Annotated in this window: 19 protein-coding genes; 5 read left to right on the forward strand and 14 right to left on the reverse strand. The window is 73.4% G+C overall.

Annotated features, from left to right (window positions below):
• The first annotated feature begins 98 nt into the window (after positions 1-98).
• Positions 99-2,549 carry a DNA topoisomerase (ATP-hydrolyzing) subunit A gene (locus GXP74_RS31995; protein ID WP_182454755.1) on the forward strand — a complete coding sequence of 817 codons (2,451 nt, stop codon included), beginning with the start codon at positions 99-101 and terminating at the stop codon, positions 2,547-2,549.
• A gap of 62 nt (positions 2,550-2,611) precedes the next feature.
• On the opposite strand, the gene GXP74_RS32000 is transcribed toward GXP74_RS31995, so the two are convergent.
• On the reverse strand, positions 2,612-4,243 hold the full coding sequence (locus GXP74_RS32000; protein ID WP_182454756.1) for an IucA/IucC family siderophore biosynthesis protein: 1,632 nt from the start codon (positions 4,241-4,243) through the stop codon (positions 2,612-2,614).
• Between the two features lie 30 nt (positions 4,244-4,273).
• Between GXP74_RS32000 and GXP74_RS32005 the strand changes: the two genes are divergently transcribed.
• Positions 4,274-5,842 carry an IucA/IucC family protein gene (locus GXP74_RS32005; RefSeq protein ID WP_225448350.1) on the forward strand — a complete coding sequence of 523 codons (1,569 nt, stop codon included), beginning with the start codon at positions 4,274-4,276 and terminating at the stop codon, positions 5,840-5,842.
• Between the two features lie 47 nt (positions 5,843-5,889).
• Positions 5,890-6,819 carry a sucrase ferredoxin gene (locus GXP74_RS32010; RefSeq protein WP_182454757.1) on the forward strand — a complete coding sequence of 310 codons (930 nt, stop codon included), beginning with the start codon at positions 5,890-5,892 and terminating at the stop codon, positions 6,817-6,819.
• Between the two features lie 126 nt (positions 6,820-6,945).
• Here the strand turns inward: GXP74_RS32010 and GXP74_RS32015 are convergent, their stop codons facing one another.
• From GXP74_RS32015 to GXP74_RS32040, 6 genes are all read right to left on the reverse strand, one after another.
• Entirely contained in the window at positions 6,946-8,550 is a 1,605-nt protein-coding gene (locus GXP74_RS32015) for a cation acetate symporter (protein WP_182454758.1), read from the reverse strand.
• A gap of 33 nt (positions 8,551-8,583) precedes the next feature.
• The gene (locus GXP74_RS42355) at positions 8,584-9,390 is read right to left on the reverse strand and encodes a DUF485 domain-containing protein (RefSeq protein ID WP_370468482.1); all 807 of its coding nucleotides are present in this window, start codon (positions 9,388-9,390) and stop codon (positions 8,584-8,586) included.
• A 135-nt stretch (positions 9,391-9,525) separates the two neighbouring features.
• Positions 9,526-10,236, reverse strand: a complete 711-nt coding sequence (locus GXP74_RS32025) for a response regulator transcription factor (RefSeq protein WP_182454759.1) — start codon at positions 10,234-10,236, stop codon at positions 9,526-9,528.
• Positions 10,237-10,245: 9 nt separating this feature from the next.
• On the reverse strand, positions 10,246-11,403 hold the full coding sequence (locus GXP74_RS32030; RefSeq protein WP_182456780.1) for a sensor histidine kinase: 1,158 nt from the start codon (positions 11,401-11,403) through the stop codon (positions 10,246-10,248).
• A 72-nt stretch (positions 11,404-11,475) separates the two neighbouring features.
• Entirely contained in the window at positions 11,476-11,964 is a 489-nt protein-coding gene (locus tag GXP74_RS32035) for a CcdC protein domain-containing protein (protein WP_182454760.1), read from the reverse strand.
• 151 nt (positions 11,965-12,115) lie between these two features.
• Positions 12,116-14,254 (reverse strand): type IIA DNA topoisomerase subunit B, encoded by a 2,139-nt coding sequence (locus tag GXP74_RS32040; protein WP_182454761.1) that lies wholly within the window; start codon positions 14,252-14,254, stop codon positions 12,116-12,118.
• Positions 14,255-14,725: 471 nt separating this feature from the next.
• Between GXP74_RS32040 and GXP74_RS32045 the strand changes: the two genes are divergently transcribed.
• Complete coding sequence (locus GXP74_RS32045; RefSeq protein WP_182454762.1) at positions 14,726-14,956, forward strand: hypothetical protein; 231 nt, start codon at positions 14,726-14,728, stop codon at positions 14,954-14,956.
• A 219-nt stretch (positions 14,957-15,175) separates the two neighbouring features.
• Here the strand turns inward: GXP74_RS32045 and GXP74_RS32050 are convergent, their stop codons facing one another.
• From GXP74_RS32050 to GXP74_RS32080, 7 genes are all read right to left on the reverse strand, one after another.
• The gene (locus GXP74_RS32050; RefSeq protein WP_182454763.1) at positions 15,176-16,012 is read right to left on the reverse strand and encodes a trypsin-like serine protease; all 837 of its coding nucleotides are present in this window, start codon (positions 16,010-16,012) and stop codon (positions 15,176-15,178) included.
• Between the two features lie 198 nt (positions 16,013-16,210).
• The gene (locus tag GXP74_RS32055; RefSeq protein ID WP_182454764.1) at positions 16,211-17,839 is read right to left on the reverse strand and encodes an RNA polymerase sigma factor; all 1,629 of its coding nucleotides are present in this window, start codon (positions 17,837-17,839) and stop codon (positions 16,211-16,213) included.
• A gap of 404 nt (positions 17,840-18,243) precedes the next feature.
• The gene (locus tag GXP74_RS32060; RefSeq protein ID WP_182454765.1) at positions 18,244-19,152 is read right to left on the reverse strand and encodes a FadR/GntR family transcriptional regulator; all 909 of its coding nucleotides are present in this window, start codon (positions 19,150-19,152) and stop codon (positions 18,244-18,246) included.
• Between the two features lie 131 nt (positions 19,153-19,283).
• Positions 19,284-20,078 (reverse strand): hypothetical protein, encoded by a 795-nt coding sequence (locus GXP74_RS32065; RefSeq protein ID WP_182454766.1) that lies wholly within the window; start codon positions 20,076-20,078, stop codon positions 19,284-19,286.
• A gap of 118 nt (positions 20,079-20,196) precedes the next feature.
• The gene (locus tag GXP74_RS32070; RefSeq protein ID WP_182454767.1) at positions 20,197-21,261 is read right to left on the reverse strand and encodes an ATP-binding cassette domain-containing protein; all 1,065 of its coding nucleotides are present in this window, start codon (positions 21,259-21,261) and stop codon (positions 20,197-20,199) included.
• A gap of 120 nt (positions 21,262-21,381) precedes the next feature.
• A complete protein-coding gene (locus GXP74_RS32075) occupies positions 21,382-22,131 on the reverse strand; it encodes an NUDIX domain-containing protein (protein ID WP_182454768.1) in 750 nt (249 codons plus the stop codon).
• 102 nt (positions 22,132-22,233) lie between these two features.
• Positions 22,234-23,391 carry a DUF4192 domain-containing protein gene (locus GXP74_RS32080; RefSeq protein WP_182454769.1) on the reverse strand — a complete coding sequence of 386 codons (1,158 nt, stop codon included), beginning with the start codon at positions 23,389-23,391 and terminating at the stop codon, positions 22,234-22,236.
• Positions 23,392-23,597: 206 nt separating this feature from the next.
• Between GXP74_RS32080 and GXP74_RS32085 the strand changes: the two genes are divergently transcribed.
• A complete protein-coding gene (locus GXP74_RS32085) occupies positions 23,598-25,796 on the forward strand; it encodes a RecQ family ATP-dependent DNA helicase (protein ID WP_182454770.1) in 2,199 nt (732 codons plus the stop codon).
• Positions 25,797-25,947: the final 151 nt, after the last annotated feature.

Raw genomic sequence — 25,947 nt, forward strand, 5'->3', positions numbered from 1 at the left:
CGGCGGGACGGTACAGAATGGGTCCCGTCGCACGTCTCGCACGTCCGCACGCCACACCCCGCCGTACCCGCCAGTGACCGCAAGGGAGCGCCGCCGCGATGGCCCGCCGCAGTTCGCAGACCCCTCCGCCCGAGGACTTCGAGGAGCGCATCCTCGACATCGATGTCGTGGACGAGATGCAGGGCTCCTTCCTGGAGTACGCCTATTCGGTGATCTACTCCCGGGCCCTGCCCGACGCCCGCGACGGACTGAAGCCCGTGCACCGACGGGTGCTCTACCAGGCCAACGAGATGGGGCTGCGCCCGGAGCGCGGCTATGTGAAGAGCGCCCGCGTGGTGGGCGAGGTGATGGGTCGGCTGCACCCGCACGGCGACGCCTCGATCTACGACACGCTGGTGCGGCTGGCGCAGCCGTTCTCGATGCGGCTCCCGCTGATCGACGGGCACGGCAACTTCGGCTCGCTCGGCAACGACGACCCGCCCGCGGCGATGCGGTACACCGAGTCCAAGCTGACCGCCGCGTCGATGACGATGGTGGAGTCGATCGACGAGGACACGGTCGACTTCGCCCCGAACTACGACGGCAGCGAGCAGGAGCCCGCGGTCCTGCCCTCGGCCTTCCCGAACCTGCTGGTCAACGGCGCGACCGGGATCGCGGTCGGGATGGCCACCAACATGCCGCCGCACAACCTGGGCGAGGTGGTGGCCGCCGCCCGGCACCTGATCAAGCATCCGACGGCGGACCTCGACACGCTGATGCGCTTCATCCCCGGCCCCGACCTGCCGACCGGCGGCCGGATCGTCGGCCTGTCCGGCATCAGGGACGCCTACGAGAGCGGCCGGGGCACCTTCAAGATCCGCGCCAAGGTCTCGGTGGAGGACGTCACCCCGCGCCGCAAGGGCCTGGTGGTGACCGAACTGCCGTTCAACGTCGGCCCGGAGAAGGTGATCGCGAAGATCAAGGACCTGGTCAACGCGAAGAAGCTGCAGGGCGTCTCGGACGTCAAGGACCTCACCGACCGCGCCCACGGGCTGCGCCTGGTGATCGAGGTGAAGAACGGCTTCGTGCCGGAGGCCCTGCTGGAGCAGCTCTACCGGCTGACCCCGATGGAGGAGTCCTTCGGCATCAACAACGTCGCGCTGGTCGACGGCCAGCCGCTGACCCTGGGCCTCAAGGAGCTGCTGGAGGTCTACGTCGACCACCGCTTCGAGGTGGTCCGACGCCGTTCCGACTTCCGCCGCCGCAAGCGCCAGGAGCGGCTGCACCTGGTCGAGGGCCTGCTGGTGGCGCTGCTCGACATCGACGCGGTGATCGCGGTGATCCGCGGCAGCGACAACACGGCGCAGGCGAAGGAGCGCCTGATGGAGCGCTTCTCGCTGTCCGAGACGCAGACCGTCTACATCCTGGACACCCCGCTGCGCCGGCTGACCCGCTTCGACCAGGTCGAGCTGGAGGCCGAGCAGGACCGGCTGCACGGCGAGATCGCCGAGCTGACCGAGATCCTGGAGTCCGACACGGTGCTCCGCAAGCTGGTCTCGGACGAGCTGGCCGCGGTGTCCAAGAAGTTCGGCACCGAGCGGCGCACGGTGCTGCTGGAGGCCGGTGCGGTGGCGACCGCCGCCGTCCCGCTGGAGGTCGCCGACGACCCCTGCCGGGTCCTGCTGTCCTCGACCGGCCTGCTGGCCCGCACCGCTGACGCGGTGCGGTCGGTGGACGCCGACGGCGGGCGCACCAGGCACGACGTGGTGGTGTCGGCGGTGTCGGCCACCGCCCGGGCCGACGTCGGCGCGGTCACCAGCGCCGGGCGGGTGCTGCGGCTGCCGGTGATCGACCTGCCGTCGCTGCCGCCGAGCTCCAGCGCGCCGAACCTCTCCGGCGGCGCCCCGGCGGCGGAGTTCCTGAAGCTGGACGCCGGTGAGCAGGTACTGGCGCTGACCAGCCTGGACGAGTCCTCGGTCGGCCTGGCGCTGGGCACCGAGCAGGGCATCGTCAAGCGGGTCGTCCCCGACTGGCCGGAGAACAAGGACGAGTTCGAGGTGATCGGGCTGCGCGAGGGCGACCGGCTGGTCGGCGCGGTCGAGCTGCGGACCGGCGAGGAGGAGCTGGTGTTCATCACCTCCGACGCGCAGTTGCTCCGGTTCCAGGCCGGGCAGGTCCGCCCGCAGGGGCGTCCGGCCGGGGGCATGGCCGGGATCAAGCTGGGTGACGGCGCCCGGGTGCTGTCGTTCAACGCGGTCGACGCGGCGGTGGACGCCCTGGTGGTCACCGTCGCGGGGGCCGCGGAGACGCTGGACGGGCTGGGCCTGGGCACCGCCAAGGCGACGCCGTTCGACCAGTACCCGCGCAAGGGCCGGGCCACCGGCGGGGTGCGCTGCCAGCGCTTCCTCAAGGGGGAGACCGAACTGGTGCTGGCCTGGGCCGGGGCCGCCCCGGCTCGCGCGGCGACGGCCAACGGCGCCCCGGCCGAGCTGCCGGGCCGCGACCCGCGCCGCGACGGCTCGGGGGTCCCGTTGGCGAAGGAGATCGCGGCCGTCGCCGGTCCGGCGTAGCGGCCGCCGGGCGCGGTGGCGGGTCCCCGTCGCCGCGCCCCGGCTCGCCCCGGCGGGCCGGGTCAGCACAGCAGCGGGTTGGGCAGCGGGGTGTAGGCCGAGTCCCCGCCGTCCGCGTCCCGCCAGCGCAGCAGCAGGTTGGTCTTCGCCGGGACGCTCGGCGCGGCCAGCAGCTCGCGCACCTCGGGGTGGTCGCGGTAGCGGGCGAACACCTCGCGGGCCAGCGGCCACAGTTCGGCGGCGAGCGCGGGCCGCCCTTCGGCGACCGCCCCGGCGATCTCCAGCAGATGGTTCGTCACCAGGCAGTAGACCAGCCGCTGCCAGCCGTACCGGGCCGGGACGCCGGGTGTGGGGACGTCCGGTCCGAGACCGGCCAGCAGCGCGCGGTGCCGCTCGGCGACCAGTTTCACGCCCTCGTGGTCGCGGAACACCGCGCGGCAGGGCAGCCCGTCCCGGTCCAGGCCGACCAGGACGTTCTGCAGGTGGCACTCCAGCACCACGCCGTGCCGCAGGTAGGCGTGCAGCACCGGCGGCACCACCTGTTCGAGGTAGCGGCGCCACCAGTCCAGCGCCGCCAGGGGCCCCGCCCCGGTCAGCGGGCCGCCCGGGAAGCCCTCGCTGATCCCGGCCGCGAGCAGCGGGCGCGGGGCCGGGCCGAAGCCGTCCCGGAGCAGCACCGCGAACGCCTCGTGGGCGTCCGCTCCGGCCGGGCCGACCGTCCGGTAGCCCCGGTCGGCCAGCACCGAGGCGGTGGCCGGGCCGTCCGCGAACACCTTCGCCAGCAGGTCGTCGACGGTCGCGAGCCAGCGCAGGTCGCGCAGCCACAGGCGGCGGATGTCGTTGGTGATCCGGACGTCCAGGCTGAACTTCAGCGAGAGGTCGGCCTCCGGCAGGTACACGGTGCGCAGCGAGGACGTCGCCCAGGCCCGCTGGGTGGTCGGGCCGAGCCGCAGCAGTCGCCCTCCGGCCGCCGCGGGGTGCTCCCCCAGCAGTTCCAGCTGCCAGGGGTGCGCGGGCAACACCCGGTACCCCGCGGGGGCGCGCCCGCCCCAGAGCCGGTCCAGCGCGGTGGTGTCGCCGTCCCCGGCGAGCAGTTCCTCGGGCACCCCGAGCAGGGTCAGCGGGAACGAGGCGTACGCCTCCGGCGCGTACGGCAGCCAACGCGCCGCCGGACCGCCGCCCCTGGTCTTCGGCGCCGGGTGGTAGCGGTGCCCGGCGAGCAGCGCCTGCTCGGACCGCAGATACGGATCGGCGCCGGGGCCGCTCGTCGCCGCCGGGACCGCGGCCCGGGCCCGCAGCAGCGCGGCGACCGCCTCGCGGCTGTCCCGGATCTCGCCCGGCAGGCCGGGGTTGTCCACCCCGGTCCGGGCCCGCAGCTCGCGGACGGCCAGCGCCAGCAGCCCGTCCAGGTCCAGCGCCCGCCACCGGCCCGCCGCTCCCGGCTCCGGGACCTCCAGCTCCGGGACCTCCGGCTCCGGGACCTCCAGCTCCGGGCGGGACGGCCAGCGGTCCTGGCGGACCCGGAACCGCTCCCCGCAGTGCGGCAGCAGGTACCCGGACGGCTCCGGCCGGGCCAGCTCGCGGATCAGGCAGTTCAGCAACGCGGTCGTCGCGAGGGCGTCCGCCCGGTCCACCGGCTCAGCCACAGGAACGCCCCTTCGTTGGACTCGCTGAGAGGCTTGTCCCGCAATCATGTCAGGCAAACCCGGGGTAGGAATCAGCCCATGTCCCACGAAATGCGCCCGCTGGAAGCGTCCTTCGCCGCCGAGCTGCGGGCGGTGCGCCCGGGGCTGCTGCCCGGCTTCGCCGAGGCCCTGCCCGGGGCCCGGGCGGCGGTACTGGCCCGACTCTGGCGCGCACTGCTGTTCGAACCGGGGCTGGCCGCCGCCGTCCCCCCGGCGGCGCGCGAGCGGTTGCGCGGCCCGCGCCCGCTCCCCTACGACGTCGGCGCGCCCAAGGACGAACTGTCGCTGCGGCTCGGGGACCGCGAGTACACCCACCCGGCCGAGCTGCTGCACGACCTCGGCGTGCCCGGGAGCCGGGGCCTGGTCGCCGAACTGGACCACAGCGTCGCCTCGCTGGCGCTGTCCCGGGCGGACGCCGTCGGCCGCCCCGGGGACACCCTGGTCGACCGGGAGCAGAGCGTGGTCGACGGCCATCCGTACCACCCGTGCTGCCGCAGCCGCCCCGGCTTCAGCGTGGCCGACCAGCTGGCCTACGCGCCCGAGCACCGGCAGCGGGTGCCGCTGGGCCTGGTCGCGGTGCCGTCCGCGCGCTGCCTGCTGGTCGGCGACTGGCCGCGGCAGCTGCGCGACGGCGACCTGGTGCTGCTCCCGGCGCACCCCTGGCAGCTGCGCGAGGTGCTGCCCCGGCTCGGCTTCGCCGCCACCGGGGACACCCTGGCGGCCAGCCCGCTGATGTCGGTGCGGACCTTGGCCCCGGTGGACGGCGGCCCGCACCTGAAGACCTCGCTGTCGCTGCGGATGACCTCCGCCGTGCGGGACATCTCCGGCGAGTCGGTGGCCAACAGCGCGCCGCTGTCCGCGCTGCTGGAGCGGGTGTGCGCGGAGCTCGGCGGGGCGCTGCGGATCAGCCGCAACCTCGCCTCCGCCGCGGCCCTGACCGACGGCGCGCCCAGCCCGGACCTCGCGGTGCTGGTACGCGAGTCGCCGGAGGCGTACGCGGACCCGGGCGAGCGGGTGGTGCCGCTGGCGGCCCTGGCCGAGCACCCCCCGCCGCTCGCCGACCCGGTCCCCTGGCTGCGCGCCCTGGCCGCGCTCGCCTGGACACCCCTGCTGCGGCTGCTCGCGCTGGGCGTGGCGATGGAGGCGCACGGGCAGAACCTGCTGGTCGTGCTGGATCCGCTGGACCGGCCGCTGCGCCTGGTCTACCGGGATCTGGCCGACGTCCGGGTGAGCCGGGAACGGCTGGCCGCCCACGGCGTCCGCGCCGACGACCTCGGCGGCCACGTGCTGGACGACGATCCGGTGGTGCTCCGCCGCAAACTGTTCGGCTCGCTGCTCGGCGGCACCCTCAGTGCCCTGGTGTCGGCGCTGGGCCGGGGCGACCGGCAGCTGGAGCGGCTGCTCTGGGGGGCGGTGGCCGCCGAGGCCGGGTCGGCCGCGCGGGCCGAGCTGCCCGCCGCGGACCGCCGGGCGCTGCTCCGGGAGCCGCTGCCGGTGAAGGCGCTCACCCAGATGCGGCTGGCCGGGCAGCGCCCCGGGGACCAGTGGACGCTGCTGCCGAACCCGCTGGCCGACGGCGCCCCGGACGGGCCCGGCGCGGCCCCCTGACCGGGCCCGTCCGGACATCACAGCCTGGTAAGGCTAACCTTGCCTGCGTGAGCACCTGTACCACCCTCTCAAGGGAACTCCATGAACCCATGGGTGGCACCGCCACCACCGGGACCACCTGGCTGCTGCTGGAGCAGTCGGGCCCCTGGGGCGCCAAGGCGCTCACCCAGAGCCACCTGGATCCGGAGCTGGGCCGGGCGCTGGGAGCGCGCGCCGAGGGCACCGGCGTGCGGGTCGCGCTGATCCGCCGCCCGGGTCGGCACGCCGACTGCCCGCCCACCCCCTCCCGCCAGGTCTACCTCGGGCACACCCGCCCCGGGAACGCCTGGCTCCGGGACGTCGCCGTGGCCGATCCGGCGGACCTGCTCGACCTGGACTTCGCCGCGCTCGGCGCGGGCGACCACGGCCGGACCGGCACGGCGTACCAGGGCGATCCGCTGGCCCTGGTGTGCACCAACGGCCGCCGCGACCGCTGCTGCGCGCTGCTGGGCCGCCCGCTGGCCGCCGAACTGGCGGCCATGGGCCACGCCACCGTCTGGGAGACCACCCACCTCGGCGGCCACCGCTTCTCGCCCACCATGCTGGTGCTGCCCTACGGCTACGCCTACGGACGGTTGTCGCCGCACACCGCCAAGGAGGTGCTGACCGCCACCCACGAGGGCCGGATGGTCGGCGAGTGGTGCCGGGGGCGCTCCGCCTGGCCGCCCCCGGGGCAGGCGGCCGAGCTGGCCGTACGCCGGCGGACCGGCGAGGACCGGGCGGAGGCGCTGACCGTCAGCCAACAGCGCGCCGGCGACGGCTGGTCGGTGACGGTCAGCCACCAGGACGGCCGGAGCTGGCTGGCGGAGGTGACGGCCGGAGTGTCGGAACCGCCCCGCAGCCAGAGCTGCGGGGCCGAACTGGTGACCCCGGCCCGCTATGACGTTCGGACCATCACACCCATCCCGGCGACCCTGCCACAGGCAACCGAGTTGTAGGCAACAACCGCTTCTCGGCTACGTGTTCACCTTCTTCCCGCTACTGTAATAAATGCCCCCGGGCGCGCCTCCCCCGTCGCGCCCGGGGGCTCAGCCACCCCCTTTTCCGGTCCGGTTCCCGGCGGCTCAGACCGCCCCCGCCCCGGTCAGCGAGCGCACCTCCAACTCCGCGTAGGCGTCCGGGTCGGCCACCTCGTCCGAGGTCACCGTGCCCAGCCAGCCGAAGAAGAAGCCGCAGGGGATGGAGACCACCCCGGGGTTCTCCAACGGGAACCAGTGGAAGTCGACGCCGGTGAAGATCGCCTCCGGACCGCCGGAGACGGTCGGCGAGAAGATCACCAGCACCAGCGACACCACCAGTCCGCCGTACATCGACCAGGTCGCGCCCCGGGTGGTGAACCGCCGCCAGAACAGGTTGAACAGCAGCGTCGGCAGGTTCGACGAGGCCGCCACCGCGAACGCGATGGCCACCAGGAACGCCACGTTGAGCCGCTGCGCGTACAGGCTCAGCACCATCGCCAGCGCCCCGATCGCCACCGCCGAGATCCGGGCCACCACCACCTCCTGCTGCTCCGTCGGCGGCTGCTCGCCGGAGCGGCGGAAGGCACGCGCCCACAGGTCGTGGGCGAAGGCGGCCGAGGAGGCCAGGGTCAGCCCGGCGACCACGGCCAGGATGGTGGCGAAGGCCACCGCCGAGATCACCGCGAACAGCACGGTGCCGCCGACGGTGCCCTGGCCGCCGCCGAGCACCTGCGCCAGCATCGGCACGGCGGTGTTGCCCGCGTCGTTGGACGCGCGCACGGCCGAGGTGCCGACCAGCGCCGCGGCGCCGAGCCCGAGCACGATCGTCATCAGGTAGAACGCGCCGACCAGGCCGATGGCCCACATCGTCGAACGCCGCGCGGCCCGGGCCGTGGGCACGGTGTAGAACCGGGCCAGTATGTGCGGCAGTCCGGCCGTGCCCAGGACCAGCGCCAGCCCGAGGCTGACGAAGTCCAGCCGGTTCAGCGCGCTGCCGCCGTACTTGAGGCCGGGCGCGTAGTACCGGTGGCCGTAGCCGCTGTGGGCGGCGGCGGCGCGCATCAGCGCCCCGGCGTCCCCGTGGAAGCGGATCACGACCAGCACGCAGAGCAGCGCCGTACCGGCCATCAGCACCACGCACTTGACGATCTGGATCCAGGTGGTCGCGGTCATCCCGCCGACGGTCACATAGACGATCATCAGTGCGCCGATGCCGATGATCCCCCAGGCCCGACCCCAGGTGGAGTCGAGCCCGAGCAGCAGCGACACCAGGCTGCCCGCGCCCACCATCTGCGCCACCAGGTAGAGCAGGGTGATCACGATCGAGGACACCCCGGCCGCGCCCCGGACCGGGCGCTGGCGCATCCGCATCACCAGCACGTCGGCCAGGGTGTACCGGCCGCAGTTGCGGACCAGTTCGGCCACCAGCATCAGCACCATCAGCCAGGCCACCAGGAAGCCGACGGTGTAGAGCAGCCCGTCGTATCCGTAGAGCACGATCAGCCCGGTGATGCCGAGGAAGGAGGCCGCCGACATGTAGTCGCCGGAGATCGCGAAGCCGTTCTGCATGGGCGTGAAGTCACGCCCGCCGGTGTAGAACTCCTCGGCGGCGCTCCCCCGGCGTCCCGCCCAGAAGGTGATGCCGAGGGTGACCAGCACCACCAGCGTGAACAGCCCCACAGCCAGGGCGTGTTGTGCGTCAACGGACATGGTCCGCGCTCCCCTCGGGAGGTCTGCGGCGGCTCACCGGAGCCGGTCCTGGGTCTCCCAGCGCAGCCCGAGCGCGGCGCGGTCGCGCCGGTCCCGGGCATTGCGGGCGTAGAGCCAGGTGATCAGGAAGGTGGTGGCGAACTGCAGCAGCCCCAGCAGCCAGGCCACGTTGAACGGACCGGCCACCGGACGGGCCATCAGGCCCGGCAGGGTGACCGCCGCCACGATGTAGCCCAGGTACCAGACCAGGAAGAGCACGCAGGCCGGGAAGGCGAACCCGCGGTAGCTGCGGCGGATCAGTTGGAACTCCTCGCCCTCGTGGACGTGCCGGTACACCTCGGCGTGCACGGCCCGCAACCGAAGTCGCTCGCGCTCGCGCTCGACCGCGGCGGCTGCCTCGGCCTCGACCGCCGCCAGGACGGCGGCGGGCAGCTCGGACCCGGCCGCCGGCGCGGATCCGCGCGCCTGCTCCGGCACTCGGGCCTGGGAGTCGAGCGCCGGAACGGCCTCGGCACCGGCCGCCACCGCTTCGGCCGTGACGGCTCCCGCCTCGGCCCCGGCCGGGACCGTCGGCTCGGCCGCCGCCCTGGCACCCGCCTTGGCGGCGGCCTTGCTCGCGGCCCTGGCGGCAGCCTTGGCGGCGGCCTTGGTCGCCGCCCGGGCGGCGGACGTGGCGCCGCCGCCCGTGGCGCCCCGGCCGCTCGGCCCTTCCGATGCCTTCCACCAGTCGAACCCGCTGCCTGCCCCGCCGTCCTCCGGCTCCCGCGGGCCGCCCTCCGCGGCTAACTGCGCCCCGGGGGACTGCTCCGCAGGCGTCCCGATGGCATCCCGGTGTCTCAACAACTGTGCTCCCGCGCTGGATGGAGTGCCGGGCGCCCCCTCGTTCTCCTCGCCCGTCGGCTAACAAGCATGGTCAGCATGGCGCACCGGCGAGGTGCGCTGCGGCCCACGTTCACCCCATCAGGTGACGGGCTGCTACTCGCCCCGGGACAGGCCGTTGCGGTAGGCGTACCCCACGGCCTGTGCGCGGTCCCTGACCCCGGTCTTGGCGAACAGATTGTTGATGTGTGTCTTCACCGTGGCCATGCTGACGAAGAGCCGGGCGGCGATCTCGGTGTTGGAGAGCCCGTCCGCGATCAACCCCAGTACCTGCGCCTCACGCGCCGTCAGCCCGTCGGGCAGCTGCGCCGCCACCGGCACCGGCCGCGCCGGCGGCTCCGGCCGGGGCCGCTCGCCGCCCGCGCCGGGGGCACCGGCCCGGGCGATGTACTCCAGCAGCCGGGCCTGGATCTGCGGGGACAGTCCCGCCGCACCGGAGCGGACGTCGGTGATCGCCCGGGCGATCTCCTCGCCCCCGGCGTCCTTGGTCAGGTAGCCGCGCGCGCCCGCCGCCAGCGCCGGGAACAGCGAGTCGTCGTCGGCGTAGGTGGTCAGGATCACCACCTCGGTACCCGGGTGCCCGGAGCGGATCCGCCGGGTCGCCTCCACCCCGTCGCAGCGCGGCATCCGCAGGTCCATCAGCACCACGTCCGGCGCCTGTTCGGCGACCAGCCGCACGGCCTCCTCGCCGTCCACCGCCGCACCCACGACCTCGATCCCCGGCAGCAGGCCGAGCAGCATCACGATGCCCTCGCGTACCACCTTCTGGTCGTCGGCGACCAGCACCCGCACCACGTTCTCGCTCATCGGGCCAGCCTAGGGCGTGGGCACGCTCAGCAGTACGCGGAATCCACCCGCCTCGGGCCCGGCCAGCAGCGAGCCGCCGAGCAGTTCGGCGCGCTCGCGCATGCCCAGCAGACCGTAGCCGCTGCCGCTCCCCGCCAGCTCCCCACCGCCCTCCGAGACCCCGTTCCTGACCTCCAACTCGACCGTACCGGCCAGGTACGACAACCGGACCCGGCAGTCCGCCCCCGGGGCGTGCTTGCGGACGTTGGTCAGCGCCTCCTGCGCGGTACGCCGCACCGCGACCCCGACCTCGGCGCCCAGCGGGCGGACCTCGCCCTCGATCACCAGCGCCGCGCCGTCGGCGTTCGCCAGCGTCGCCAGGTACTCGCCCACCGGCACGAACTCGCCGCGCAGCGCCGACAGCGCGGCCCGGGTCTCGGCCAGGCCGTCCTGCGCCATCCGCCGCGCGGAGACGATCCGTTCCCGCAGCTGCTCGCGCTCCGCCCCGGCGTCCAGCATCAGCCGCGCCGCCTCCAGGTGGACCAGCTGCGCGGACAGGCTGTGCGCCAGCACGTCGTGGATCTCCCGGGCGATCCTGGCCCGTTCGGCGAGCGCGGCCGACTCCGCCTCGGCGGCCCGCGCCGCCCGCTCCTGCGCCAGCAGCCGGTACGTCTGCGCCCGCGCCTCCCAGTCCAGCCGGGCGACGTAGCCCAGCGCGCCCAGGCCGAGCACCGTCCCGAGGTTGCCCAGCCAGCCCGACTCCGGAACCAGCAGGATGAACAGCAGCACCGAGATCGTGGTCAGCGGCACCGCCACCACCAGCGGCAGGCGCTGCATCGACGCCATCGCGAGGGCGCAGAGCAGCACGATGGAGATCACCTCGCCGCCCAGTCGCAGCGACAGCATCGAGGCGCTGAGCACCACCGCCAGCCAGAGCACGCAGGGCAGCACCCGCAGCCGCGGCGAGACCCGGAGGAACCGCCAGAAGGCGAACATCCCGACCACCGCGGCCACCGCCACCACCAGCTCGTGGTCGCCCCGCAGCGTAGAGTTGACGAAGGTGAACCACAGCGCCACGCCCAGCCCGACCACCCGGCCGACCACGCCGGACCAGCGCCGGGCCGGGGTCATCCCCTGCCGCTGCAACGCCTCCCTGGACGGCCAGCTCGTCCAGTCGTCCTGTTCCACGTGTGAACCCCTCGTCCGGTCGGCGGCTGCCGCCGCCGACCGGACGAGGGGAAGGCTCATGCTGCTCATCGTTCAGCTCGCGGCAGAGACACGGTACGCCGGGCTCAGGTCCCGTGCCCGCCAGGTCACCACCGCGGAACGGACCAGCAGCAGCGCGGCCAGCGACAGCAGCACCCCGCCCTCACCGGTGGCCACGCCCAGCGACGAGCCGAGCGCGATCAGTGCCACCCGGATCAGCACCATCCCGGTCCAGGCGAAGGCGGTGGCCTTGGTGCCCTTGGCCCAGATCACCCCGCTCGCGTCCCGCCAGACCCGGGTGGTGAAGCCCCAGACGGCGCCCATGCCGACCTCCACCACCACTCCGATGATCAGCAGCGCGGCGGCGGTGGCCTGGTGGTGCGGGTCCAGCAGGTTGTGCGACCGCAGGCCCATGAACGCGAGTACGGCGGGGAGGATCAGCATCCGCCGGGCGTCGCCGCTGAACTGGCGGGCCCGGAACTGACGGGCGACGACCCAGGCCACGACGACCACGATCAGTGCGATGTTCTCGACGCTGGACATCTGTTCCTCCGGACTCGGGCGGTGGGCGTCCCTACACCGAAGAATCTACGGATCAGCGCTGTTCACAGCGTCGGAGCCAGGGTTGACCGGCGGATGGAGACGGCCCTCCACCCGGGGGTGGAGCGGGCCGCCCCCGTCGCGCGGGCGGTACTCAGGCGTCGATGCGGGAGCGGTCGAGGGTGGCGGCGGAGTCGACGATGAACTGCTTGCGGGGGGCGACGTCGTTGCCCATGAGCAGGTCGAAGACGCGTTCGGCGGCGTCCAGGTCACCGACGTTGATCCGGCGCAGGGTCCGCTTGCGCGGATCCAGCGTGGTCTCCGCGAGCTGGTCGGCGTCCATCTCGCCCAGGCCCTTGTACCGCTGGACGGGCTCCTTCCAGCGCTGGCCCTTGCGCTGAAGCTCCAACAGCGTGTTCCGCAACTCGTTGTCCGAGTACGTGTACACGTACTTGTCCTGGCCCTTGCGGGGGCTGGTCAACTCGATCCGGTGCAGCGGCGGAACGGCCGAGAACACCCGGCCCGCCTCCACCATCGGCCGCATGTAGCGCTGGAACAACGTCAGCAACAGGATCCGGATGTGCGCCCCGTCGACATCGGCGTCAGCCAGCAGCACGATCTTGCCGTACCTGGCCTGGTCGATCTCGAACGTCCGGCCCGACCCCGCCCCTATGACCTGGATGATCGCCGCACACTCGGCGTTCTTGAGCATGTCCGAGACCGAGGCCTTCTGGACGTTGAGGATCTTCCCGCGGATCGGCAGCAGCGCCTGGAACTCCGAGTTGCGGGCGACCTTCGCCGTCCCCAGCGCCGAGTCGCCCTCCACGATGAACAGCTCGCTGCGGTCCACGTCGTCGCTGCGGCAGTCGGCCAGCTTCGCCGGCAGCGAGCTGGTCTCCAACGCCGTCTTCCGCCGCTGCGCGTCCTTGTGCTGGCGCGCCGCGACCCTGGTCCGTGCCGCCGCCACCACCTTGTCCATCACCGCCCGGGCCTGCGCCTTGTCGTCACGCCTGGTCGACGTCAGGAACGCCTTCAGCTCCCGGGCCACCACCGCCGCCACGATCCGGGTCGCGGCCGAAGTGCCCAGCACCTCCTTGGTCTGCCCCTCGAACTGCGGCTCGGCCAACCGCACGGTGACCACCGCGGTCAGCCCCTCGGTCGCGTCGTCCTTGGTGATGTCGTCCTCGGCCACCCGCAGCAGCTTCGCCGCCCGCAGCGCCTCACCCAGGGTCTTGGTCAGCGACCGCTCGAAACCCGAGACATGGGTACCGCCCTTGGGCGTGGCGATGATGTTCACGAACGAACGCAGGGTGGTGTCGTAGCCGGTGCCCCAGCGCAGCGCGATGTCCACCCCCAGTTCCCGGGTGACCTCGGTCGGGGTCATGTGGCCGACCTCGTCCAGCACCGGCACGGTCTCCTTGAAGCTGCCCGTCCCGGTCAACCGCAGCGTGTCGCACACCGGCTTGTCCGGCGCCAGGTAGTCGCAGAACTCCGCGATCCCGCCGTCGAATCGGAACGTCTGCTCATCGACCGGCCCACCGTCCACCGCCCGCTCGTCGCGCACCACGATGGTCAGCCCCGGCACCAGGAACGCCGTCTGCCGCGCCCGCGCGTGCAGGTGCTCCAACGACAGCCGCGCGTCCTTCAGGAAGATCTGCCGATCCGCCCAGTACCGGATCCGCGTCCCGGTACGTCCGCGCGGCGCCTTCCTGACCTTGGCCAGGCCGCCGACCGCCGCCGAGGCCGGGGTGAACGCACCCTCCGGCCCCTCGCCCGCGAACGTGCCGGGAGCGCCGCGCCGGAAGCTGATCGCGTGGGTGTGGCCGCCCCGGTCCACCTCGACGTCCAGGCGCGCGGACAGCGCGTTCACCACCGAGGCGCCGACGCCGTGCAGACCACCGGAGGCCGCGTAGGAGCCGCCGCCGAACTTCCCCCCGGCGTGCAGCTTGGTCATCACCACCTCGACCCCGGACAGACCGGTCTTGGGCTCGACGTCGACCGGGATGCCGCGGCCGTTGTCGCGGACCTCGACCGAGCTGTCCGGCCGCAGCTGCACCTCGATCCGGTCGCAGTAGCCGGCCAGCGCCTCGTCCACCGCGTTGTCGATGATCTCCCACAGGCAGTGCATCAGGCCGCGGCTGTCCGTGGAGCCGATGTACATGCCGGGGCGCTTGCGCACCGCCTCCAGGCCCTCAAGGACGAGGAGGTGCCGCGCGGTGTAGTTGGAGCCGTCGTTGCTGGACCCGCCGCCCCGCAGGGCACTGGTGGTCTGCACGGTCGTTTCGGCGGTCACGCGGGCACTTCTCCTCGGTCTGGTCCGACTGCTGCTCTGCCGTCTGTCTGCCGCACGGCGCTACGCGGAGCGCGAACACGGCCGCTTTCCCTGGCTTCCGGTCGGGCACCCGGTGCACCATGGCGTCAATGCTGCCGGGTTGCAGGCTACCGGTGAGCGGGCTGGGGCTTCTGCTTCGACCTGCGCGGGGCTTATGCTACGCGCACTTCGCACGGACGTTCGATATCACGTTCGAGTGAAGCGCACGCCACAGCCTGCGGCACGCATGAACCACCGGCAGTCCGGGCACGTCCTCTCTGACAAGAGAATGTAAACAGCGGCAGCGCCAACGCCGCCTCCAACCCCCCGGCACAACGGCCGGGCCGACCGCCCCGGAAGCACCACAAAAGAAAAGCCGCGAGCGGGAACGTTTTCGGCCTGGTTGGATGTTGACCCTGGTACGACAGCTCGTCGAGCTAGAGAAGAGGCGACGTGACTACAGTTCTGACCCCCGCGAGCCCGCTGACCGCAGCTGACCGCTGCGACCGGTGCGGCGCCCAGGCATACCTGCGCGTTGTGCTGGCATCCGGCGGCGAGCTGCTCTTCTGCGCTCACCACGGCCGCAAGTTCGAGCCGGAGTTGAAGAAGATCGCAGCTGACATACAGGACGAGACCGGCCGGCTGACGGCCGCACCCGCTTCCCCGAGCGACGAGGACCACTGACGCTGTTCCGGACCGCCGTACGGCGGTTTCCGGACAGCCGGACAGTGTGCTGACAGTCGACGACCAGAGCAGGCCGGGTGGAGAACCACAGGTCCTCCACCCGGCCTGACTGTGTCACAGGTCACATTTCATCAATCCGACCGCACCGAGCCGCAGTCGGGGCGTGTCCATCCGGACACGCTCCGTGTCTTCGGTCGGTGTCGCTCGGTGTCGCACTGGTCACAGGTGGGCCCTGACCGCCTCGGTCATGGCCGCGACCCGGGTGTAGACCCCTGGGTGCCCGGCCTCCGCGCAGCCCGTCCCCCAGGACACCAGGCCCGCCAGCCGCCCGGCCACCACCAGCGGTCCGCCGCTGTCACCCTGGCAGGCATCGCGCCCACCGGTGGCCTGCTCCCCCGCGCAGACCATGGTGCTCGCCTGGAAGACGCCGTCCACACCACCCGGGTAGTCCCGGGCGCAGGTGCCGTCGGCGATCATCGGCACCTGGACCGAGTGCAGCTGCGTCGCGTAGTCGCCGTCGCCGCGCAGGTCGCCCCAGCCGAAGACGGTCGCCGTCGTCCCGGCCCGGTACGGCGCCGACTGGCCCTGCGGCACCAGCGGCAGCACCGCCCGCCCCGGCTGCGGCGCGGCGAGGGTGAGCACCGCCACGTCCCACATGTTGCTGCGCATCGAGTAGTCCGGATCGACCCACACCTGGGAGACCGCCACCTCGGCGCCGTCGTCAGAGGTCAGATCCGTGCGGCCGACGATGACCCGGAGGTCGGGACGATCGGCCGGCTGCATGGTGGACTCGTCGTACAGGCAGTGGGCGGCGGTCACCACCTTGGTCGGAGTGACCAGAGTGCCCCCGCAGAACTGCCCGGACCGGCTGTCCCCGTAGACCGACCGGCTGGACAGCGCGACCATCCACGGGTACTGCCCGGTGGTCACCGAGCCGCCACCGACGATGGCGTGCGCCGGGATGGGTCCCACCGCCAGCGCCGCGGGAAGGGCCGCGAGCAGGACCAACAGGACTCTGCGTCCCGCTGCTCGTTCGGACCTGGACGCGCACGTCATGACACCCACCCGTTTCACCGCTCCGCCGTTCGGACGCCACAGCGTAGTTGGGCGGTCACCCCGTGCGTCCAATCAACGCACCACCAGACGGGTGAGCACGTCCCTTCGAGGGGTGACACCCCCGCCGGACGACCGGACGGCCGTGGGCCCGGAGCGCACTGCTCCGGGCCCACGGCCGTCCGACTGGTGCCGGGTGCGTCAGTCCAGGTAGTCGCGCAGCACCTGGGAACGCGACGGGTGGCGCAGCTTCGACATGGTCTTGGACTCGATCTGGCGGATCCGCTCGCGGGTCACCCCGTAGACCTTGCCGATCTCGTCCAGGGTCTTCGGCTGACCGTCCGTCAGGCCGAAGCGCATCGAGACCACGCCCGCCTCGCGCTCGCTGAGCGTGTCGAGCACCGAGTGCAGCTGCTCCTGGAGCAGGGTGAAGCTGACCGCGTCGGCCGGGACAACCGCCTCGGAGTCCTCGATCAGGTCACCGAACTCGCTGTCGCCGTCCTCACCGAGGGGGGTGTGCAGCGAGATCGGCTCGCGACCGTACTTCTGCACCTCGACGACCTTCTCCGGGGTCATGTCGAGTTCCTTGGCCAGCTCCTCCGGGGTGGGCTCGCGGCCCAGGTCCTGGAGCATCTGGCGCTGCACACGGGCGAGCTTGTTGATGACCTCGACCATGTGCACCGGGATACGGATGGTGCGGGCCTGGTCGGCCATGGCGCGGGTGATCGCCTGGCGGATCCACCAGGTGGCGTACGTGGAGAACTTGTAGCCCTTGGTGTAGTCGAACTTCTCGACCGCACGGATGAGGCCCAGGTTGCCCTCCTGGATCAGGTCCAGGAAGAGCATGCCGCGACCGGTGTAGCGCTTGGCCAGCGAGACCACGAGTCGGAGGTTGGCCTCCAGCAGGTGGTTCTTGGCGCGGCGCCCGTCCTCGGCGATGATCTCCAGCTCGCGCTTGAGCTTGGGGGCCAGCTTGTCGGCGGCGGCCAGCTTGTCCTCGGCGAAGAGCCCGGCCTCGATCCGCTTGGCGAGCTCCACCTCCTGCTCGGCGTTGAGCAGGGGGACCTTGCCGATCTGCTTCAGGTAGTCCTTGACCGGGTCGGCGGTGGCACCGGCCACGGCGACCTGCTGCGCGGGGGCGTCGTCCTCGTCGTCGTCGGACAGGACGAAGCCCTGCGACTCCTCCTCGCCCTCGACCGGCTCGCCCTCGACCTTGACGGCGCTCTCCTCGACCGCCTCGTCCTCGGCGCCGAGGTCGTCGTCGGACTTCCCCGCCTTGCTCGCGGTGGTCTTCTTGGCAGCGGTCTTCTTGGCCGGGGCCGCCTTCTTGGCGACGGCCTTCTTGGCGGCGACAGCCTTCTTCGCCGGAGCGGTGGACTCGACCTCGATCTGGACCGCCACGGCGTCGAGCTCGCCCACCGCGCTGACCGAGGTCACCGCGACCGCCGTGGCCGCGACCGCGGTCGCGGGCCGCGGCGCCACCGGCCGGGGGGCGGCCGGGGCCGACACCGGCGCGGTGCGCGAGGAGACGGCCTTGGTCGCCGTGGCCTTGGTCGCGGTCGTCTTCGCCGCGACACTCTTGCGGGGGCGCTTGGGGGCAGAAGACTCCGCCGCGCTCACCATCAGCGTCACACCCTCCTCATCGAGGACCTGGTTGAGGCTGCGCATGACGTTCTTCCACTTGGTGACCGGGATCTGGTCTACCTCGAAGGCGTGGCGCACGTCATCGCCGGCGATCTGCCCCTGTGCCTTGCCCCGCTCGATGAGTGCCATCAGCGCGGTGGACTCGGCGATTTCGGGGGGGAGCGAACGGGATGTGCTGGCCGACACGAACAACCTCTCGGACGTGAGTGGACAGAAACCCGCCCGAGAGGGGCAGGTTCTGGAAAACTACGGAACAAACTGCTGGAGTGGAGCCTGGTGACCTCGGGAGGGGCTGGACCCTCCGTGTGCCACCTCCGTACACATCGCTGCTCGGAGAGAAGTGTTACGCCTGCTTTTGGTGGCGCAGGTCACACTCCTCCACTGGGCATCCCTGTAGGCATACCCCGAACAACACCGGGAGGCGGACTCTCATTCCGCCGGTCGCCCGATCCAGTGACTCAGCCGGTTGACCTCGGTGGACACGCCCGGGTCCGATCCGGGCGCGCCCGGCGAACCGGAACGGCGGCCACCGCAGACGCGGGAGACCGCCGCCTGGGATCAGGGCGACGGTCTCCTCGGGGGCCGGGTGCTCAGTGTTCGCGCGGCGCGGGCACCACATGGTCGATCTCGGGGTGGACGGTGAGCAGCGCCCGCATGGCCGCCTCGGCCGCGGTGCCGTCGCCGGTGCCGAGGGCGTCCACCAGCCGGGTGTGCAGCCCGACCGAGGGCTCGGAGGGCCGTTCGCAGGCGGTGATCGGGCCGCCCGAGACGTTGAGTGCGGCGCCGACGATCCCGGCCAGGTGCTCCAGCATCCGGTTGCCGGAGAGCTCCAGCAGCAGGGTGTGGAACTCGTTGTCGGCCCGGCTGAAGGTGACCTGGTCGCCCTGGTCGGCGGCGTGGCTCATGATCTCGGTCATGTCCACCATCCGCTGGTGGATCTCGTCCCGGCCGTGCCCGGCGGCGAGCCTGGCGGCGAGCGGTTCGATCGCCCAGCGCAGTTCGAAGAGCTCGCGGCGCTGGTCGTCGCGCTGCGGGCCGTAGGCCCGCCACTCGATGATGTCCGGGTCGAGCAGGTTCCAGTCGGCGACCGGCCGCACCCTGGTCCCGACATTGGGACGGGCGCTGACCAGGCCCTTGGCCTCCAGCACCCGCAGCGACTCGCGGACGACGGTGCGGGACACCTCGAACCGCTGGCCGATCTCCTCCGGCACGAGCGGCCGGTCGGCGCCCAGGTCGCCGGAGACGATCATCTGTCCGAGCTGCTGGACGAGCTGGCCGTGCAGCCCCCGGCCACGGCTGCCGGGGCTGCGGCGCGGGGCCCGGGAGAGCTCCGGCTCGGTACTGTCCCAACGCGGCGAGGGCCCGGGGGCGCCACGCTCGGGGAAGGCCCGGTCGGCGGTGCGTTCACCGACCGGGAAGCGGTCCAGCTCGCCGACGCCGGGACGGGGCGTGTCGGACAGGCGGGCAGTGGTCATGGGGGGATGCGCAACGGTACTCACATCTCCTTTGTCGGCCTTCACGCGCCGCGCCTTGAGGAATTTCGTGAAAAGCACACGAAAGGGTGATCGCTCATCCCTGCATAATTGACGTCATTCTGGATGTATCGCCCATAGCGCACCGCCGGGGCCCCTCAGATGCCGCGTCGGCGTGAGATCAGCACCGCGTGCCCGCACAGGAGCAGCAGCACCGGGGCGAGGATCAGCACCGCCAGTTCGATCGGCGACAGCGGGAGCGCACCGCGCAGCCCGCTGAGCGGCCCGTAGAACCAGGCGTGCCCGCTGTCGACCGGGAAGAGCCGCCACAGGCGGGCCAGGCCGAGCCTGCGGGCGGCGGGGCCACCGGTGAGCGCCGCGTGCCTGCGCAGCACGCTGAGCGCGGGCTCGACGAACACCGGCAGCACCACCAGCACCAGTAGTCCGGCGGCGGCGCTGCGCAGCAGGCCGGCCGCCATCAGCCCGATCCAGCCGCCGGCCACCACCAGCGCGGCGAAGCCGCCGAGGGCCGCCGGGAAGCGGCCGTGCAGCAGCTCGTGTTCGAATCCCCCGGCGCGACCGGCGAGGTGGAGCACCACACCGTCGGCGGCCAGTGTGGCCAGCGCGAGCAGGGCCGAGACGCAGCCGCTCAGCGTGAGCTTGGCGAACAGCAGTGCGACCCTCCGGCCGGGCCGGAGCAGCAGCGGGCGCAGCGCCGGGTAGCGGACCTCCTGCCCGTAGGACAGCGCCCCGAGCGCGCCCGCGCCGAGCGCGGCCAACGGCAGCGGCAGCAGCGGCACACCCGCGGTGAGCACCCGGACCGGCGCGGTCAGCACGCCCTCCCGGACGGTGGTCTCGGCCACCGCCGCGTCCAGCAGCAGCACGCCGAGCATGATCACCCAGGTGGACCTGACCCCGGTGAGCCGCCGCCATTCGTATCGCAGCACGTTCACGCGTCGCCTCCGGCCAAGCCGGAACTACCCGAGTCGGAACTACCCGAGTCGGAACTACCCGGGCCGGGCCGCCCGGAGTGCTGGGACACCAGCGGCGGGTGGGACGCCACCGAGGCGGTCACCGCCGTGCCCGGGGTGAGCACCACCACCGCTCGCCGAACCCGGCGGCCGGCTGCTCGACGGCGACCGGCACCGCCGCCTGGAGCGGCGGCGCGGGCGTAGGCGGCGGCTCCGGCACGGACTGCGGCTCCGGTGCGGACTGCGGCCCGGGCGGCGGCGCGGACAGGGTGAGCGGCGCCACCGGGGCCCGGGCGGGGCCGGGGCGGGTCACCACCTGGTCGGCGAGCTCGTGCAGCAGCACTCCGTGCCGGTAGGCCAGCTCCCCGATCTCGGTGCGGCTGGCCCCGCCCACCGCGATCCTGGTGCCGCTCTCCCGGCGGACCTGGGCCCCGGCCCCGGTGAGCAGGTCCGCCAGCCGCCCCACCTGGGGCCCCGACACCGACACCTCGTCCTGCAGCCGGGTCCGCAGGAACTCGGTGACCGGCTGGTCGCCGAGCAGTCGGCCCTGCTCCACGGTGACCACCCGGTCGGCCAGCGCCGCCGCCTCCTGCGGGTTGCGCAGGGTGACCAGGACCGTCCCGCCTCCGGCAGCGAACGCCCTGAGCACCGCGTGGAACCACTCGGCGTTCTTCGGAGACAGCTCGTGCGTGGGTTCGTCCAGCAGCAGCGTCCCCGGATCGGCCAGCAGCGCCTCGGCCAGCGCCAGCCGCCGGTTCATGCCCGGCGAGAAGGTGCGCAGCCGGTCGTCGGCGGCCGGGGCCAGCCGGGTCTGCTCCAGCAGTTGGTCGGCGCGCCGATCGGTGACGCCGCTGGCGGCGGCGACCATGCGCAGGTGCGCCCGGGCCCGGCGGCCGGGGTGGCGCGGGCAGCGGTACTGCTCGGCCAGGACCGCCCCGACCTCGCGTTCGGGACGTCTGATCCGCCGGTACGGGCGGCCGTCGAACAGGGCGGCGCCCTGTCCGCGCTCCAGCCCGAGGGCCAGCAGCAGGGCCGTGGTCCGGCCGGACCCGACCGGCCCGAGCAGCGCCGTGACCTGACCCGCCCTGGCGTCGAAGGAGAGGTCGAGCAGCGCTGGGGGACGCCCCCGGCGATAGCTCTTGGTCAGTCCGATCGCCTGGAACATGGAGCTTCACCTCGCGATGCCGGTGCCCTGTCACCCCCCGTAGCGAGCACCTTAGCCCGACTCGGTGACGTTGCGTGGCATTGGCGACACGGCGCGTTGACGCCGCTGGGGCCGACCCGGTCAGCCCGCCTCGGGACGCAGCATCGGCGGGTTGAGCACGGTCGCTCCCCCGGCCCGGAACAGCTGGGCGGGACGGCCGCCCTGGCGGGTGGTGGTGCCACCGGCCGGAACCAGGAAACCCGGGGTCCCGGTGACCTTGCGGTGGAAGTTCCGCGGATCGAGGGCCACCCCCCAGACCGACTCGTAGACCCGGCGCAGCTCGCCGACCGTGAACTCCTCCGGGCAGAAGGCGGTGGCCAGCGAGGAGTACTCGATCTTGGAGCGGGCCCGTTCCACGCCCTCGGCGAGGATCCGGGTGTGGTCGAAGGCCAGTAGCAGCCCGTCGTCCTTGCCGCTGCCGAGCAGTTCCTCGACCGGGGCCCAGCGCGCGCTGCGGACGTCCCCGCCGGGGCGGGGGGTCGGCAGGTCGGGGGCGAGCGCCAGGTGGGCGACGCTCACCACCCGCATCCGGGGATCGCGCTGCGGGTCCCCGTAGGTCGCCAGCTGCTCCAGGTGCGCGCCCACGCCCGGCCCCTGCCCGGGCGCGCCGTGGGTGCGCAGGCCGGTCTCCTCGGCGAGCTCCCGCGCCGCCGCCTCGATCAGGCCCTCGTCGGGGCGGACGAAGCCGCCCGGGAGCGCCCAGAACCCCTGGAAGGGCGGCTCACCCCGGCGCACCATCAACGCGCAGAGGGCGTGATCACGGACGGTCAGCACCACCAGGTCAACCGTGACCGCGAACGGGGGGAAGGCCGACGGATCGTAACGCGACATGGGGGGATCATAGTCGTCGCAATGACGATAAACATCCCGTCGACGCCGCTCCCCGCGGATCCGCGCCGCCGTGGACGCCCCGCGCGGTCGCCGCCCCGGGGCTCACGCCCGGACCCGCTGGCCGCGCAGCACCCGTCTGCGCTCGACCGGACGTCTGGCCCGGCGCTGCCGGGCCCGCCGCTCGGCGCGCATGGTGGCGCACAGCGACCGGGGATCGGCCCCGCAGTTGACCGCCTCGTGCAGCAGCCGGGCGAAGGTGTACTCGGGATCCGCGACCAGCGCCCGGCCCAGGGCGATCCGGGCCGTCACCTGATCGCCCGTCACCCAGGCGGTCCAGCCGAGCAGCGAGAGCGGGGCCGCCGCGTGGCTGTCGAAGGGGACGGCGCAGCGCCTGGCCAGGAACCGCCACAGCCGCTGGGCGTGCTCGACGTCGGGCGGGTCCAGCCACTCGGCCGCCCGGTCCCGGGCCAGCCGGTCCTGCAGGCCGAGGATCAGTCGGGCGGCCTCGGCCTCGGGCAGTTCCGCGGCGCCGTCCCGGAACCGGCCGACCGCCGCGTCCACCAGCTCGGCGGTGCGCTCCCGGACGGCCTGCCGCCCGCCGCTCCGCAGCAGCTCCTGGACCAGTGCCGGAACCGCCTGTTCGAAGGCCAGCAACTGGCTCTCGGCGGTGGGCGTGCCCACCGGATCGAGCTCCCGCTGGAGCTCCCTGAGGCTGCCCCGTACCTGGATCCCGGCATAGGCGGCGGCCGCCGCCACCGTCGGCGTGCTGCCCGGCCGGTCGACCGGGGTACCGCCGGGATCGCAGCAGCCCGGGTCGCCGCAGCTGAAGGACCACCAGCGGCCGTCGGAGACGCACAGCGACTCGTGCACCGGGATGCCGACCGCGCCGAAGGCGGCGGTGAGCTGGGCGGCCAGCGGGCGCAGCTCCGCCACCACCGCGCGGCCGTCCCGGCCCGGGCCCGGATCGCGGCAGAGGTAGAGGATCACCGCGTCCGGGCTGCGGTCGCGGTGCTCGGACAGCGCCACCAGGAACCGGGCCACCTCCTCGGCGGCGGCGGGCCAGGAGGCGGGGGCGGGGAGGTCGATCCGGACGGTGCCGCCCTGGCGGCGGTTCGGCCCCTGCAACCCCAGCGCGACCACGCTGTCGCTGGGGAAGAAGCCGAGCAGGTACGGGAGCGCGTCGACCATGTCGGCCGGGGTGCGCATCCGCACGACGGGGTTCTCGAAGGGGAAGGCCGCGGGGAGTGGGTGCTCGTTCATGGGTCGAGCATGTCCGCCCCGGGCAGGCCCGCGGCGCCACCGGCCGGGAATCTGTGGACAAGTGGCCGCTGTGGAGAACTCGCTCACCCGCAGGGGTGAACCGGCCGCCCGGCGCCCCGCTCTCGGACGGCCCCGCCCCGGGCCGACGAGGTCCGCCGGTGGACGCCGTTCGCCGATTGTCAGTCCGACCGGCTATCAATGAGGGCATGGACCCGACCCGCAGCGCAGTCATCGACCTGGCCGACCGGGACGCCGTGCACGCGCGCGCCGACGCCGTGCTCCGCGAGCTCGCCGGTGGTGACGCCCGCCTGCGCGACGACCAGTGGCGCGCCATCGAGGCGCTGGTGGTCGACCGCCGCCGGGCGCTGGTGGTGCAGCGCACCGGCTGGGGCAAGTCCGCCGTGTACTTCGTGGCGACCGCGCTGCTGCGGGCCGCCGGGGCCGGGCCGACGGTGATCGTCTCGCCGCTGCTGGCGCTGATGCGCAACCAGATCGACTCCGCCGCCCGGGCCGGGATCACCGCCAGGACCATCAACTCCGCCAACGCCGACGAGTGGGAGTCGGTACAGGCCGAGGTGGCCGCCGGGGCGGTGGACGTGCTGCTGGTCAGCCCGGAGCGGCTGAACAACCCCGACTTCCGGGACCAGGTGCTGCCCCGGCTGGCCGCCTCCACCGGGCTGCTGGTGGTCGACGAGGCCCACTGCATCTCCGACTGGGGCCACGACTTCCGGCCCGACTACCGCCGGCTGCGCTCCATGCTGGCGGAGCTGGCGCCCGGCGTCCCGGTGCTGGCGACCACCGCCACCGCCAACACCCGGGTCACCGCGGACGTCGCCGAGCAGCTTGGCACCGGCGGCACCGAGGCGCTGGTGCTGCGCGGGCCACTGGACCGGGAGAGCCTGAAGCTGGGCGTGCTGCGCCTCGGCGACCCGGCGCAGCGGCTGGCCTGGCTGGCCGACCGGCTCAGCGAACTGCCCGGCTCCGGCATCGTCTACACGCTCACCATCGCCGCCGCCGAGGAGGTCACCGCGTTCCTGCGGCAGCGCGGCTTCGCGGTGGCCTCCTACTCGGGCCGCACCGAGGACGTCGACCGTCGCGCCGCCGAGGCCGACTTGCTCGCCAACCGGGTGAAGGCGCTGGTCGCGACGTCCGCCCTGGGCATGGGCTTCGACAAGCCCGATCTGGGCTTCGTGGTGCACCTTGGCTCGCCGCAGTCCCCGATCGCCTACTACCAGCAGGTGGGGCGTGCCGGGCGCGGCATCAAGCAGGCCGAGGCGCTGCTGCTGCCCGGGCCCGAGGACCAGGCCATCTGGCGCTACTTCGCCTCGCTCGCCTTCCCGCCGGAGGAGCAGGTGCGGATCACCCTGGCCGTGCTGGGCGCGCACACCGACGCCGACGGCCAGCCGCTGCCGCTGTCCACGCAGGCCCTGGAGGCCCGGGTGGACCTGCGCCGCACCAGGCTGGAGACGATGCTCAAGGTGCTGGACGTGGACGGCGCGGTGAAGCGGGTGCGCGGCGGCTGGATCGCCACCGGCCGCCCCTGGGCCTACGACGCCGCCCGCTACGCGCGGGTCGCCGAGACCCGTGCGGCCGAGCAGCGCTCGATGCTGGAGTACGCCGCCACCGAGGGGTGCCGGATGGAGTTCCTGCGCCGCCAGCTGGACGACGAGCAGGCCGGGCCCTGCGGCCGCTGCGACAACTGCACCGGTGAGGGCCACTCCGCCGGTGCCTCGGCCGAGGCGCTGACGGCGGCCCGGGCCGCCCTGGGCCGCCCCGGCATCGAGATCGAGCCCCGCCGCCAGTGGCCGACGGCCCTGGCCGCCGCCGGGGTGGACCTGAAGGGCCGGATCCCGCCGACCGAGCAGGCGGCGCCCGGGCGGGCGCTCGGGCGGCTGTCCGACATCGGCTGGGGCACCCGGCTGCGGACGCTGCTGGCTCCGGACGCCCCGGACGCGCCGGTCCCGGCCGAGGTGCTGGACGCGGTGGTCGCGGTGCTCGCGGACTGGGCGCGCGGTCCCGGCGGCTGGGCCGGCGGCGACGCCGACGCCCCCGCCCGTCCCGCCGGGGTGGTGACCGTGGCCTCGCGCACCCGGCCGCAGCTGGTGGAGAGCCTGGGCGCGGGGATCGCCCGGGTCGGCCGGCTGCCGCTGCTCGGCCGGGTGGAGTACACCTCGGGCGAGCCCGCGCGCGGCTCGCGCAGCAACGGCGCGCAGCGGCTGCGGGGGCTGCACGGCGCCTTCGCGGTGCCGGAGGCACTGGCCACGGCGCTGTCCGCAGCGGAGGGGCCGGTGCTGCTGGTCGACGACAGCGTGGACTCCGGCTGGACGATCGCGGTCACCGCCAGGCTGCTGCGCCGCGCCGGGGCCCGGGGAGTACTGCCGCTGGTCCTGGCGCAGCAGAGCTGACCGCCGCGGGCCGGGCGCGGACCGGGGTCGGGAGCGCCTGCGAGCGCATGATCGAAAACAGTGCTGGAATATAAGCGACAAAGCATTTCATCGAGGGTGAAACCGGCGGAGCCGCCGTTGCCGCATCCCGGCCCGGACGTGAGAATTGGGC

The organism is Streptacidiphilus sp. P02-A3a (assembly GCF_014084105.1).
GTDB lineage: Bacteria > Actinomycetota > Actinomycetes > Streptomycetales > Streptomycetaceae > Streptacidiphilus.